Source organism: Bacillus sp. NPDC093026 (genome assembly GCF_044754665.1).
In the GTDB taxonomy this organism is placed as follows: Bacteria; Bacillota; Bacilli; order Bacillales; family Bacillaceae; genus Bacillus; species Bacillus maqinnsis.
This window is the reverse complement of the sequence record NZ_JBIVPN010000004.1, coordinates 21,826-35,956: the sequence shown is the minus strand read 5'-3', so window position 1 is coordinate 35,956 and position 14,131 is coordinate 21,826. Positions and strand designations below refer to the sequence as shown.

The following is a 14,131-nucleotide window of genomic DNA, read 5'->3' as shown; positions in this document are numbered from 1 at the left end:
TCCTTTCTTGGAGAAGTTTTTTCTCATTCCATGACTTGAAGTTGTCGGATGAAGGAAAAGTTTATATATTTATAAAGGAAGATGCCAAAGTGGCTGGAGGATGAGATGATGAATAAAAAAGATATTATCAAACTTCTTGAAACAATTGCAGTTTATATGGAATTAAAAGGAGATAACCCTTTCAAAGTATCGGCCTTTCGCAAAGCAGCAGCGGCGCTTGAACAAGATGACCGTAGCCTTTCTCAAATAGATAATCTATTAACATTACCTGGAATCGGCAAAGGAACTTATGCCGTGATCACTGAGTATATTGAAAAAGGACGATCAGAGACACTTGAACAATTAAAAAAGGAAGTGCCTGAAGGACTGATTCCATTATTAAAACTGCCAGGATTGGGCGGGAAAAAGATCGCAAAGCTTTACCAAGAACTTGGTGTACATGATGCTCAATCTTTAAAAGAAGCGTGTGAAACGGAGAAAGTCCAATCATTAGCTGGCTTTGGTAAAAAAACAGAGGAAAAAATCCTCACAGCGCTCGAGGAAGCAGGTAAGCAACCAGAACGTTTGCCGATCGGTTTTGCTTTAGATGTAGCAGAGCGTATTGATCATGCGCTTGAACACATGAAAGGAATTATCCGCTTTTCTAGAGCAGGCAGTTTAAGACGTGCGTGCGAAACAGTGAAGGACTTAGATTACATCATTGCAACGGAACACCCTGAACAGGTAAGAGAGCAACTCGTTGCACTAAATGATGTGAAAGACATCATTGCAAGCGGAGATACGAAAGTATCCGTTATTCTTGCACTAGATTTTGAGATTAGTGTGGATTTCCGTCTTGTGACATCAGAGCAATTTGCCACAACGTTACATCATTTCACTGGATCGAAGGATCATAACATCAGAATGAGGCAAATTGCAAAAGAACGCGGTGAGCGCATTAGCGAATACGGTGTAGAAACAATTGAAACTGGAGAAATAAAAACATTTAAAGACGAAACTGCTTTTTATGCACATTTTCAACTTCCGCTGATTCCGCCAGAAATTCGTGAAACCGGAGCGGAGATTGATTCGTATAAAGAAAGTATGCAATTTATTGAACTACAAGATATAAAAGGTGACCTTCATATGCACTCAACTTGGAGTGACGGGGCGTTCTCTATTCGTGAAATGGCAGAAGCATGTATCGCTAGAGGCTACGAATACATGGCAATTACAGATCACTCGCAATATTTAAAAGTAGCAAACGGATTAACTAAAGAACGACTGCGGCTTCAAGCAAAAGAAATTGACAAGCTCAATCAGGAATTTGAGCATTTTCACATTTTCAAAGGGGTCGAAATGGATATTCTGCCGGATGGATCATTAGATTATGATGATGAATTTTTAGCTGAAATGGATTTTGTCATTGCTTCCATTCATTCTAGCTTTTCACAGCCGGAGGAAGTGATAATGAAACGTCTTGAGACTGCGCTTCAAAATCAGCATGTGGATGTAATTGCGCATCCAACTGGGCGTTTGATTGGAAGGCGAGATGGCTATGCCTTGAATATTGATCAGCTTATTGAACTTGCCAAGCAAACGGGAACAGCATTAGAGCTAAACAGTCATCCGTCAAGACTTGATTTGAAAACAGAGCATTTAATGAAAGCGAATGAAGCAGGTGTGAACATTATGATCAATACAGATGCACACAACATCGCCATGCTAGATCATATGGAAATCGGTGTCACAGCTGCGAGAAAAGGTTGGACACCAAAAGCAAATGTCGTGAACACATTTTCACTCAAAGAGATGAAAAAGTTTTTAACGCGTGACAGGTAGTCGTTAGGAGGCTGTACAATGCTGCAACAAAAAGTGTTAGCATCATTAGAATTTCATAAAGTAAAAGAAAAAGTGATGTCATATGCTGCATCCACCCTAGGGAAAGAGCGGGTACAGGACTTAACCCCGCTCACAGATATTGAAACCATAAAGCATCTGCTGGAAGAGGTGGCAGAAGCACAAGACGTGATTCGTTTAAAAGGGTCTGCGCCTTTTGGCGGTTTAACAGATATTAGACGAGGAGTCAAACGGGCAGAAATTGGCAGTACATTAAGTCCCTCTGAGCTAATGGAGATCGCAGGACTATTATATGCTGTGAAAAACATGAAGCACTTTCTCTTATCCATGTATGAAGATGGTGTCGATATACCACGCCTTCATACATATGCAGAGACATTAATTTTACTGCCTGAATTAAGAAAAGAAATCGAGAGTTCTATTGGTGATAATGGGGAAGTGCTTGATCATGCGACCCCAGCGTTACGCGCGCTACGCACACAATTACGCTCTTTAGAATCAAAGGTGCGTGATCAATTAGAATCTATGATTCGTTCACAATCTGCTTCAAAAATGTTGTCAGATACAATTGTGACGATTCGAAATGATCGCTTTGTTATCCCTGTCAAGCAAGAGTATCGCTCGAATTATGGTGGGATTGTTCATGACCAATCCTCTTCTGGGGCGACACTTTTTATTGAGCCTCAGGTCGTGGTGGATTTGAACAATACATTGCAGCAAACCCGCCTAAAAGAAAAGCAAGAAATCGAAAGAATACTGCAAATGCTGACAGAGAGCGTTTCCGAGCATATTGATGAACTACTTCATAATGTAAAGGAACTTCAGACATTAGACTTTATCTTTGCAAAAGCAAAGTATGCAAAGGCGGAAAAAGCAACGAAGCCTTCTGTGAACGATCAAGGGGAGATTTATTTAAAACGGGCGAGACATCCCCTTTTACCCCGAGATCAAGTGGTGGCAAATGACATTGAGCTTGGGAAGGATTTCTCGACCATCGTGATCACAGGACCAAATACAGGTGGGAAAACGGTCACGTTAAAAACACTGGGACTTCTCACACTCATGACGCAGGCGGGTCTTCATATTCCGGTTGAAGAAGGATCGGAAGTGGCTGTTTTTGACCAAGTATTCGCCGATATTGGAGACGAGCAATCCATTGAACAAAGCTTGAGTACTTTCTCTTCTCATATGGTCAATATTGTGGACATTTTAAAGAATATGACCTCGAATTCACTTGTTTTATTTGACGAACTAGGCGCAGGGACAGATCCTGCTGAAGGTGCTGCACTTGCAATGAGTATATTAGATGAAGTTCATCAAACAAATGCTCGCGTGATTGCGACCACTCACTACCCTGAGCTGAAAGCATACGGATATAACCGAGAAGGTGTGACAAATGCGAGTGTAGAGTTTGATATCGAAACGTTATCACCAACGTACCGTTTGCTCATTGGTGTCCCAGGGCGGAGTAACGCTTTTGAAATTTCCAAACGACTCGGTTTGCCTGCTCACCTTATTGACAGAGCAAAAGCGGATATACATGCAGAGCATAACGAAGTGGATCAAATGATTGCCTCATTAGAAGATAGCAAAAAGCAAGCTGAAGAAGAGTTGAAAGAGACAGAATCCTATAGAAAAGAAGCGGAAAAACTGCACAAGGAGCTGCAAAAGCAAATCCTTGAATGGAATGAGAAAAAGGACAAGCTGCTAGAAGAAGCGGAACAGACAGCAAAGGAAAAAATTGAACAAGCGGTGAAAGAAGCAGAAGATATCATTCATGAGCTACGGTCTATTCAAAGTGAGCACCGCTCGTTCAAAGAACATGAACTCATCGATGCGAGAAAGCGTCTAGAAGAAGCTGTTCCTGAATTTGATCGGAAGAAAAAAGCAGAAACAGTAAAGAAAAACGCGAGACAATTAAAACCCGGTGATGAAGTGAAAGTGCTCACGTTTGGACAAAAAGGAACCTTGCTTGAAAAAACGGGTGACAAAGAGTGGAGTGTCCAAATGGGCATTCTGAAAATGAAAGTAAAAGAAAATGACTTGGAGTTTATCAAATCGGCTCCAGAATTTAAACAAGAGAAAGCCATTACGGCTGTCAAAGGGAAAGATTATCATGTATCGCTTGAACTTGATTTAAGAGGAGAGCGTTATGAAAATGCGTTAAGCAGAGTAGAGAAATATTTAGATGATGCTGTATTAGCAGGTTATCCGCGCGTGTCCATTATTCATGGTAAAGGAACTGGAGCCCTGCGAAAAGGTGTTCAAGAATTATTGAAACAGCACCGAAGTGTGAAAAATGCTCGTTTTGGAGAACAAGGCGAGGGAGGATTAGGCGTTACCATCGTCGAATTAAAGTAAAAAGGAGATAACGCATGAAGGCCTTTTGGGAAAATGAACTTGTGGAAATTGCCGCTTATTATAGTGTGGCAGTCCTATGTATTGTCTTATTTCTAACCGTTTTTGAACTCGTCACCTCCTATAAAAACTGGGAAGAAATTCAGCGAGGGAACTTAGCTGTTGCCATGGCGACAGGCGGGAAAATTTTTGGAATTGCGAATGTGTTTCAGCATTCCATCGCACAGCATAACTCTCTTCTTCAAATGGTTGGATGGGGCGTTTACGGCTTTATTATGTTGCTAGTCAGCTACTTCATTTTTGAATTTTTAACACCAAGATTTAAAGTAGACAAAGAGATTGAGAATGATAATAGAGCGGTTGGGTTTATTTCACTCATTATTTCAGTCGGGCTGTCCTATGTTGTAGCAGCCGGCATTTAAGGAGACGACATGGAAAAACTAGCAAAAGTATTAATCGTAGTTGCCTGCACTTTTGCGGTGATTGGTGCCATTTATATGTTCCTGTAAAAATGATGAATGCGTTTTAGAAAGCTGTCAGGGTTAATCTGGCAGCTTTTATCTCATCTGCCGAGAGGATATGCATGAATCTTATATAGAGATGTCTTTTCGGTTTTGAACTGTGAAGAAATGACGGCGTGAGAATGGACCAGGCTCAATATGAAAAAAGCAAACTGCCTCATTGAAAAGTTTGCTATAATAAGATAGTACGAAAGTTCAGGAAGGAGGGTTTTCATGCAGTCAGATAAACGATGGCTTCTGCATTACCCGAATCAAATTCCCCACGAACTCACAATCCCAAATGCAACGTTACAATCTTACTTATTCCACTCTGCAGAGGTGGCGCCTGATCATACGGCCATTCATTTCTTAGGAAAAAACATCACCTATGGGCAGTTACAGGAGGAATCTTTAAAACTGGCCAATCATTTAATTCGAATTGGTGTGAAGAAAAGCGACCGAGTCGCTATTATGCTTCCAAATTGCCCTCAATCTGTTATTTCTTATTACGCTGTTTTGATGGCAGGCGGCATTGTCGTTCAAACAAACCCGCTTTACACCGAAAAAGAACTGGAGTATCAAATGCAAGACAGTGGCTCAAAGGTACTGATTACGCTAGATTTTTTATATCCAAAGGCCTATAAAATGAAAGCGCTGACAAGTGTTGAACATCTGATCATCACAAAACTACAAGATTACTTGCCATTTCCGAAAAATGTCCTTTTCCCAATTGTTCAAAAAAGAAAAAACAAAATGGTCATCCAAGTAGAGAGAAATGAAACCACTCACCATTTTTCTGAGGTGTTGAAAGATTCGTTAGGAGACTCGATTCCGCAGATGTCCTTTAACCCGAAAGAGGATGTTGCTGTTTTGCAATATACAGGTGGAACAACCGGATTACCTAAAGGTGTCATGCTTACACACGAGAACATTTTAGCCAATACAGAAATGTGTGCAGCATGGATGTATAAAACAAGCAGAGGAAAAGAGCGAATTCTTGGAATCATTCCGTTTTTTCATGTGTACGGGATGACAACCGTATTGAACCTTGCTGTCAAAGAAGGGCATCAAATGATACTTCTTCCACGCTTTGATGTTTCTGACACACTCAAAATAATTGAAAGGAAAAAACCGACCTTGTTTCCAGGAGCACCAACCATGTATATCGCTCTTCTCAATCATCCAAGTATTGAAAAATATGATTTGTCGTCGATCACTGCCTGTTTAAGCGGCTCGGCAGCTCTTCCTGTAGAAGTCAAACAAAGCTTTGAACAATTGACAGGAGGGCGTTTAGTAGAGGGATATGGTCTTTCAGAAACCTCGCCAGTAACACATGCTAACTTCTTATGGGGAACAAACAAAACAGGAAGCATTGGCTGTCCTTGGCCAAATACAGATGCAGGTATTTACTGTGAAGAAACCGGAGGACTCAAAAACCCATATGAACATGGAGAAATCATTGTTAAAGGTCCACAGGTGATGAAGGGGTATTGGAATCAGCCAGAGGAGACAGCTACTGTTTTAAGGGACGGATGGTTTTTCACTGGAGATATTGGTTATATGGATGAAGATGGTTTTTTCTATATAGTAGACCGAAAAAAAGATGTCATCATAGCTAGCGGCTATAATATCTATCCAAGAGAGGTCGAAGAAGCACTTTATGAACATGAGCTTGTTCAGGAAGTCGTGGTTGCAGGTATTCCAGATCCATATCGAGGAGAAACGGTGAAAGCATTTGTTGTCCCGAAAAAGGATGCGTATTTAACAGAAGATGAGCTTGATCGATTTGTTCGCACAAGAATTGCATCATTTAAAGTGCCGCGTGTATACGAATTCAAGGAATCACTGCCTAAAACGGCAGTAGGGAAAATATTGCGCAGAGTATTAATTGAAGAAGAAAAAAGAAAATGGTCGTCTTCTTCTGAAGTACCTGTCGATCAACCTGAAACATAACTTACATCATCCGGTCAATCGACCGGATGAATTGAATTGTATCCGTCTTCTCTGGTATGATGAAGATTCAAAAGAAAGAAGAACATGACTTGACAAATCACTCGTTTCTTTTTAACATAAAGTTATGAATGAATACTCATTCAATTTAGAAAGGAACGAAGCACATTGAAGCAGAAAAGACCGAAGTACATGCAAATTATTGATGCAGCAGTCGTTGTGATTGCAGAGAACGGCTATCATCAGTCACAAGTTTCAAAGATTGCCAAACAAGCAGGGGTAGCAGACGGAACGATTTATCTCTATTTCAAAAATAAAGAGGATATTCTCATTTCATTATTTAAAGAAAAAATGGGACAATTCATCGAGCGGATGGAAACGGATATTCAACAAAAATCATCTGCTAAAGAAAAGCTTCTTCTGCTCATTCAGGAGCATTTTCGCCTGCTGGCACAGGATCATCATTTAGCACTTGTGACACAGCTTGAACTCAGGCAATCAAACCTTGAGCTGCGACAAAAAATCAATGAAGTGCTGAAAGGGTATTTAAATATGCTCGATGCGATTTTAACAGAGGGGAAGAAAACAGGGGAATTCAAGCAAGAGCTTGATGTCCGCCTAGCCAGACAAATGGTTTTTGGTACGATTGATGAAACCGCTACAACATGGGTGATGAACGACCAGAAATATGATCTGACTGCACTTGCAGAAAACGTACATGATCTACTTTTAAACGGAATACATCAACCTTAAAGACAAGTTGAAAAAGGATGGTTTACATGGAAAAGTTACTCACACTTCAACATGAAGGACAGATAGCGTTGCTGACGATTCAACATCCACCCGCAAATGCATTATCCTCTCAATTACTTACTGAGCTCAATGACATGTTTGACCAACTCGAACAAAATACTGAAGTAAGAGCCATTGTGATACACGGAGAGGGCAGGTTCTTCTCAGCGGGTGCTGATATTAAGGAATTTACAACATTACAAGAAGAGTCTGATTATGCAAGTCTTGCAGACCGGGGACAGCAAGTGTTTGAACGAATTGAACAATGTCCAAAGCCTGTGATTGCATCCATTCACGGAGCAGCATTAGGCGGCGGACTAGAGCTTGCGATGTCTTGTGATATCCGTATCGCAACGAAAGATGCAAAGCTCGGGCTGCCTGAACTAAACTTAGGCATCATTCCAGGATTCGGCGGAACGCAGCGGCTACCTCGTTATGTGGGGCCTGCTAAAGCACTTGAAATGATGGGGACATCTGAACCTATTACCGGGGAAGAAGCACTCGCATGCGGGCTTGTTTCAAAACTTGCAGAAACAGAGGAAGACGCCCTTCAAAAAGCCAAAACATTAGCAGCTAAATTTGCAGCTAAAAGCCCAAAATCACTCGAGTATGTTCTCGAATTATTGAATGCAGCTAAAGTGTATTCATATGATGGCGGCATGAAGCTGGAAGCCAAAAAGTTTGGTGAGGTCTTCCAATCCAATGACGCCAAGGAAGGCATCCAAGCCTTTATTGAAAAGCGTAAACCAAATTTTAAAGGGGAATAACTGATAAGCACGACACAAGGGGGAGAAATGAATGAATATTTTTGTATTGATGAAGCGTACGTTTGACACGGAAGAGAAGATTTCCATTCAGTCTGGTGCTATTCAAGAAGACGGGGCGGAGTTCATTATTAATCCTTATGATGAGTATGCGATAGAAGAAGCGATTCAGCTTCGAGATGAGCATGGAGGAGAAGTAACGGTTGTCACAGTCGGTGATGAGGATAGCGAGAAACAGCTAAGAACGGCACTGGCTATGGGTTGCGATCAAGCCGTTTTGTTAAATGTTGAGGACGACCTAGAAGAGTGGGATCAATTTTCAACCTCAACCATTCTCTATCATTATTTAAAGGACAAAGATGCTTCACTGATATTGGCAGGGAATGTCGCCATTGATGGTGGCTCTGGACAGGTCGCCCCTCGTCTTGCTGAATTACTAGGGTTTCCATATGTCACAGCCACTACAAGTATTCAAATTGAAGGTGATTCCGCTTCGATTGAACGAGATGCAGAGGGAGACGTTGAAGTGATTTCTACACAATTACCGCTTGTTGTGACAGCACAGCAAGGTCTCAATGAACCTCGCTATCCATCTTTACCAGGGATTATGAAGGCAAAGAAAAAACCTCTAGAGGAATTGGAATTAGATGATTTAGATCTCGATGAGGATGATGTACCATATAAAATCAAAACAATTGAACGTTTCTTACCGGAGAAAAAAGAGGGAGGCAAGGTGCTGAGCGGTGAGCTTCATGATCAAGTCAAGGAGCTGACTGATCTATTGAGAAATGAAGCAAAGGTCATCTAAACATCCACTTTACGATATCACGAGAACAAGGGGGAGCTTGAGAAGATGAGTAAAAAAGTGATAGTACTTGGAGAAAGTCGTGACGGTAAAATAAGAAATGTGACATTTGAAGCGATTGCTGCGGCTCATAAAGTGGCAGATGGTGGTGAGGTGATTGGTGTTTTGATAGGAGATGACGTCAAAGACCAAGCCAAAGAGCTGTTTTACTACGGAGCAGATCATGTCATGATCGTTGAACACCCGCATCTCTCATATTATACGTCAGATGGTTACGCTCAGGCGCTTCAAGCCATTTTAGATCAAGTCAATCCAGATGCAGTGCTTTTTGGTCATACGTCTATTGGAAAAGACTTATCACCGAAAGTGGCTGCACGTCTGCAAACGGGCTTGATTTCAGATGCAATAGATGTAAGCGTTACCGGAGAGCATCTTGTATTCACAAGACCGATTTATTCAGGAAAAGCTTTTGAAAAAGTCATTTCGACAGATCGTCTGCTCATGGCAACAATCCGTCCAAACAATATCCCACCGTTTGAGCGAGATGCGTCAAGGAGCGGAGAAGTCACAGCAGTATCTGCTGATATCCAAAACCTGCGAACGATCGTCAAAGACGTGATCAAAAAAACGTCAGAAGGTGTGGATTTATCTGAAGCAAAGATTATTGTCGCTGGAGGGCGCGGTGTCAAGAGCAAGGAAGGTTTTGAACCACTGAAAGAGCTTGCTCAAACTTTAGGTGCAGCAGTCGGTGCCTCGCGCGGCGCTTGTGATGCAGACTACTGTGATTATGCGCTGCAAATTGGTCAAACAGGCAAGGTTGTAACGCCTGATCTCTATATTGCTTGCGGGATTTCTGGAGCAATCCAGCATTTAGCCGGAATGTCTAATAGTAAAGTCATTGTCGCCATCAACAAAGACCCAGAAGCTGAAATTTTCAAAATTGCAGATTACGGAATTGTTGGTGATCTGTTTGAAGTGGTTCCGCTTTTGAATGAAGAGTTAAAAAAGATGAATATCCACTCATAACTCTCATAAAATCAGAATGCCCATGCATTCTGATTTTTTTGTATGTCATCAAATGAAAAAGGAGAGGTTGAAAGATGAAAGGGTCTGTGAAAATCAACGAAGTGATCGGACGAATTTCTAAATATATTTATGGACACTTTCAAGAGCATTTGGGAAGAGGAATTTATGATGGTATTTGGGTAGGAGAAGACTCATCTATTTCAAATATAGATGGAATTCGAACAGATGTGCTAAGGGCACTTAAAAAATTACATATCCCAGTGCTTAGGTGGCCGGGCGGCTGTTTTGCTGATGAGTATCACTGGGCAAATGGAGTAGGTGATCTAAGTGAACGAAAGCCAATGGTGAATACTCATTGGGGAGGTACAGTTGAATCGAACGAGTTTGGTACGCATGAATTTATGAGATTGTGCGAGCTGCTTGAATGTGAGCCTTATATTTGCGGGAATGTTGGCAGCGGGTCTGTTCAAGAATTAGCTGAATGGGTGGAATACATCACATTTCCTAAAGGAACTCCGATGGCCGATTGGCGTATTCAAAATGGAAAACGAGAACCATGGAAACTGACATACTTTGGGGTCGGCAATGAAAGCTGGGGCTGCGGCGGGAATATGACGCCTGAATACTATGCAGACATATATAAGCGCTATCAAACATATGTCAGACATTTCGCTGGGAATCGTATTTACAAAATAGCTTGTGGGGCAAACTCAAATGACGTGAACTGGACAAAAGTTTTAATGGAGCGGGCTGCATCATTTATGGATGGACTCAGTTTACATTATTATACCGTGCCAGGTACATGGGAGAAGAAAGGGTCTGCAACTGAGTTTAATGAGGATGAGTGGTTCACAACGCTGAAAAAAGCCTATGGGATGGAAGAGATGATCATTGCGCATGGGAAAATCATGGATCAGTATGATCCTCAAAAACGAATTGGGATGATCATTGATGAATGGGGGACATGGTATGACCCAGAGCCAGGGACAAATCCAGGATTTTTGTATCAACAAAACACAATGAGAGACGCCCTTGTCTGTGCGCTGCATTTCCATATATTTCACCGCCATTGTCAACGAATTCATATGGCAAACATTGCACAGACGATTAATGTCCTTCAAGCAATGGTGCTAACGAAGGATGAACAGATGGTTCTTACACCTACTTATCATGTATTTGACATGTTTCAAGTACATCAAGAAGGAGAAGCGCTTGAAGTGGATTTTGTTTCAACACCCTACGAACGTCATGGCGAAAACATTCCACAGGTCAGCGTTTCTGCCTCACGTTCGTCTCATGAACTGAACATTAGTTTTTGTCATCTCAACCCTCATGAGAGAGCAACACTTTCGCTTGATATAGATGGGATCAATTCGGAGACAAAAGCATTCGGAAAAATTCTGACAGCAGATCGGATGAATGCGCACAACACATTTCATGCCCCTCATACAGTTGAACCGGCAGAATTCCAGCAATTCTCTGTTACGTCTGGGGAAATGACAATTGATCTCCCCCCAATGTCAGTTGTGATGTTGACACTCCACATGACCCCATGACATATTCACATGTTTGATGGAAAGAATGTTGGGGCATGATAATCTATAAATGAAGCTGAAAGGGAGTTAATTCATATGCTTAGAACGATTCTCATCATTATCGGTGCAATTGTTGTCATCGGTGCGATTATTCGATTTGTTTTTTAATCCTATTTGATGATAAACGAGGCGTAAGCATTTCATTCGCAAGTCACATTGGTAGATGCTATACTAAAAAGCATAATTTACATTGGAGGAATGAATAATGGCAATCGTAAAAGCTACTGACGCAACATTTTCACAAGAAACTGCAGAAGGTGTCGTTCTTGCAGACTTTTGGGCTCCATGGTGCGGACCTTGTAAAATGATTGCTCCAGTTCTTGAAGAGCTTGATCAAGAAATGGGCGATAAAATGAAAATTGTCAAAATTGATGTAGACGAAAACCAAGAAACAGCTGGTAAATATGGCGTCATGAGCATCCCGACACTTCTTGTATTAAAAGACGGAGAAGTTGTGGAAACTTCTGTTGGTTTTAAACCGAAAGAAGCGCTTGCTGAGCTTGTCAACAAACATCTTTAAACAGACCAATGCCGATAAAATCAATGTTGATTTTATCGGCATTTTTTACATCAGGATGATTAAAAGCGGTTCTCGATAGACGAGGAGCCGCTTTTCTTTCAATATGGTATAAAACAAACGTTCGTGATACACTAGAAGGAGTGAAAGAGGAAAACAAGGACGGATGAAAATATGAATAAACTGATCAAAGAAAAGCTGTCAGTTTTGCCTGATCAACCGGGCTGTTACTTAATGAAAGATAGACAAAATACAGTCATTTATGTTGGGAAAGCAAAAGTATTAAAAAATCGGGTGCGCTCTTATTTTACTGGGTCACATGATGCCAAAACGCAACGGCTCGTTAGTGAAATCGAAGACTTCGAATATATTGTGACTTCTTCTAATATTGAGGCACTTATATTAGAGCTGAATTTAATTAAGAAGTACGATCCGAAATATAATGTGATGCTAAAGGATGATAAGACGTATCCTTTTATCAAAATTACAAATGAACGCCATCCTAAGCTGATCGTTACCCGCAATGTAAAAAAGGATAAGGGTCGCTATTATGGTCCCTATCCAAATGTTCAGGCAGCAAGGGAAACAAAAAAGTTGCTAGATCGCTTGTATCCGTTGAGAAAATGTGCGACATTACCCGACCGTGTGTGCCTTTATTATCATCTTGGTCAATGTCTCGCACCTTGTGTGTATGACATTTCTGAAGAAACCAATAAGCAGCTAGTTGATGAAATCTCAAGATTTCTAAACGGAGGCCATCAGCAAATAAAAAAAGAATTAACTGAAAAGATGCAAGAAGCTGCTGAAAATTTAGAGTTTGAGCGTGCAAAAGAATTGAGAGATCAAATCGCTCATATCGACTCAACGATGGAAAAGCAGAAAATGACGATGAGTGACCTATCAGATCGAGATGTATTTGCCTATGCCTATGATAAGGGATGGATGTGCGTTCAAGTTTTCTTTATCAGACAGGGGAAATTGATTGAACGTGATGTTAGTCTGTTCCCAATGTATCAAGATCCAGAGGAAGAATTTTTAACATTTATGGGACAGTTTTATGCAAAGAATAATCATTTTCTACCGAAGGAAATTTTGGTGCCAGACAGCGTGGACCAAGTGATGATCGAACAATTGCTTGAGACATCTGTTCATCAGCCGAAAAAGGGAAAGAAAAAGGATTTGCTTTTGCTTGCACACAAAAATGCAAAAATCGCCCTCAAGGAAAAATTCTCACTCATTGAGCGTGATGAAGAACGGACGATTGGTGCTGTCAAGCAGCTTGGAGATGCCCTGAATATTTACATGCCATATCGGATTGAGGCATTCGATAACTCAAATATTCAAGGGGCAGACCCTGTTTCAGCCATGGTTGTCTTTCAGGATGGGAAGCCATATAAGAAGGAATATCGCAAATACAAAATAAAAACAGTTGCTGGACCGGATGATTATGCTTCCATGCGTGAAGTGATCAGAAGACGTTACTCACGTGTGTTAAAGGATCAATTGCCGCTGCCAGATTTGATTTTAATAGACGGCGGAAAAGGGCAGATCAACGCTGCCATAGACGTGCTGGAAAATGAGCTGAATCTGTCCATTCCGGTTGCAGGGCTTGTGAAAGATGAGAAACATCGTACGTCAAATCTCATGATGGGAGATACACTTGAAATTGTTGCACTAGAACGAAACAGTCAGGCCTTCTATTTATTGCAGCGTATCCAAGATGAAGTACACCGATTTGCCATTAGCTTTCACCGGCAATTGCGAGGAAAAAATGCATTTCAATCCATTTTAGATGATATACCGGGTATCGGAGAAAAACGTAAAAAACAGTTACTCAAGCATTTCGGCTCTGTGAAAAAGATGAAAGAAGCTTCTGTTCAAGAGTTTCAAGAGATTGGTATTCCGAAACAAACAGCGGAACTTTTAGCAGAGGCATTAAAAAAATAGATTGTACTTTTTCCAAAAGTCTGTTAAGATGTGACTAA

Annotated in this window: 11 protein-coding genes; all 11 read left to right on the top strand. The window is 41.1% G+C overall.

The annotated features are described in order from the left end of the window. Positions 1-108: 108 nt before the first annotated feature. Positions 109-1,821 carry a DNA polymerase/3'-5' exonuclease PolX gene (polX, locus tag ACIQCE_RS10985; protein ID WP_400495041.1) on the top strand — a complete coding sequence of 571 codons (1,713 nt, stop codon included), beginning with the start codon at positions 109-111 and terminating at the stop codon, positions 1,819-1,821. 21 nt (positions 1,822-1,842) lie between these two features. Further along, entirely contained in the window at positions 1,843-4,200 is a 2,358-nt protein-coding gene (locus ACIQCE_RS10980; RefSeq protein ID WP_400495181.1) for an endonuclease MutS2, read from the top strand. 14 nt (positions 4,201-4,214) lie between these two features. Then, positions 4,215-4,619 (top strand): DUF350 domain-containing protein, encoded by a 405-nt coding sequence (locus ACIQCE_RS10975; protein WP_353855001.1) that lies wholly within the window; start codon positions 4,215-4,217, stop codon positions 4,617-4,619. Between the two features lie 312 nt (positions 4,620-4,931). Beyond that, positions 4,932-6,650, top strand: coding sequence for an AMP-binding protein (locus ACIQCE_RS10970; protein ID WP_400495040.1), 1,719 nt, complete (start codon positions 4,932-4,934; stop codon positions 6,648-6,650). Positions 6,651-6,815: 165 nt separating this feature from the next. Then, on the top strand, positions 6,816-7,400 hold the full coding sequence (locus tag ACIQCE_RS10965; RefSeq protein ID WP_400495039.1) for a fatty acid metabolism transcriptional regulator FadR: 585 nt from the start codon (positions 6,816-6,818) through the stop codon (positions 7,398-7,400). A gap of 26 nt (positions 7,401-7,426) precedes the next feature. Then, positions 7,427-8,206 (top strand): enoyl-CoA hydratase, encoded by a 780-nt coding sequence (locus ACIQCE_RS10960; protein ID WP_400495038.1) that lies wholly within the window; start codon positions 7,427-7,429, stop codon positions 8,204-8,206. Positions 8,207-8,237: 31 nt separating this feature from the next. Further along, a complete protein-coding gene (locus ACIQCE_RS10955; RefSeq protein WP_400495037.1) occupies positions 8,238-9,011 on the top strand; it encodes an electron transfer flavoprotein subunit beta/FixA family protein in 774 nt (257 codons plus the stop codon). A gap of 45 nt (positions 9,012-9,056) precedes the next feature. After that, the gene (locus ACIQCE_RS10950; protein ID WP_400495036.1) at positions 9,057-10,034 is read left to right on the top strand and encodes an electron transfer flavoprotein subunit alpha/FixB family protein; all 978 of its coding nucleotides are present in this window, start codon (positions 9,057-9,059) and stop codon (positions 10,032-10,034) included. 74 nt (positions 10,035-10,108) lie between these two features. Continuing rightward, complete coding sequence (locus ACIQCE_RS10945; protein WP_400495035.1) at positions 10,109-11,590, top strand: alpha-N-arabinofuranosidase; 1,482 nt, start codon at positions 10,109-10,111, stop codon at positions 11,588-11,590. 244 nt (positions 11,591-11,834) lie between these two features. Beyond that, complete coding sequence (gene trxA, locus ACIQCE_RS10940; protein WP_353855007.1) at positions 11,835-12,149, top strand: thioredoxin; 315 nt, start codon at positions 11,835-11,837, stop codon at positions 12,147-12,149. Between the two features lie 171 nt (positions 12,150-12,320). Beyond that, entirely contained in the window at positions 12,321-14,093 is a 1,773-nt protein-coding gene (gene uvrC, locus ACIQCE_RS10935; protein WP_400495034.1) for an excinuclease ABC subunit UvrC, read from the top strand. Positions 14,094-14,131 lie beyond the last annotated feature (38 nt).

Coding starts and splice junctions, on each gene's coding strand:
- polX (WP_400495041.1), top strand. CDS start 109: ATGAATAAAAAAGATATTATCAAACTTCTTGAAACAATTGCAGTTTAT.
- ACIQCE_RS10975 (WP_353855001.1), top strand. CDS start 4,215: ATGAAGGCCTTTTGGGAAAATGAACTTGTGGAAATTGCCGCTTATTAT.
- ACIQCE_RS10970 (WP_400495040.1), top strand. CDS start 4,932: ATGCAGTCAGATAAACGATGGCTTCTGCATTACCCGAATCAAATTCCC.
- ACIQCE_RS10960 (WP_400495038.1), top strand. CDS start 7,427: ATGGAAAAGTTACTCACACTTCAACATGAAGGACAGATAGCGTTGCTG.
- ACIQCE_RS10955 (WP_400495037.1), top strand. CDS start 8,238: ATGAATATTTTTGTATTGATGAAGCGTACGTTTGACACGGAAGAGAAG.
- ACIQCE_RS10950 (WP_400495036.1), top strand. CDS start 9,057: ATGAGTAAAAAAGTGATAGTACTTGGAGAAAGTCGTGACGGTAAAATA.
- ACIQCE_RS10945 (WP_400495035.1), top strand. CDS start 10,109: ATGAAAGGGTCTGTGAAAATCAACGAAGTGATCGGACGAATTTCTAAA.
- trxA (WP_353855007.1), top strand. CDS start 11,835: ATGGCAATCGTAAAAGCTACTGACGCAACATTTTCACAAGAAACTGCA.
- uvrC (WP_400495034.1), top strand. CDS start 12,321: ATGAATAAACTGATCAAAGAAAAGCTGTCAGTTTTGCCTGATCAACCG.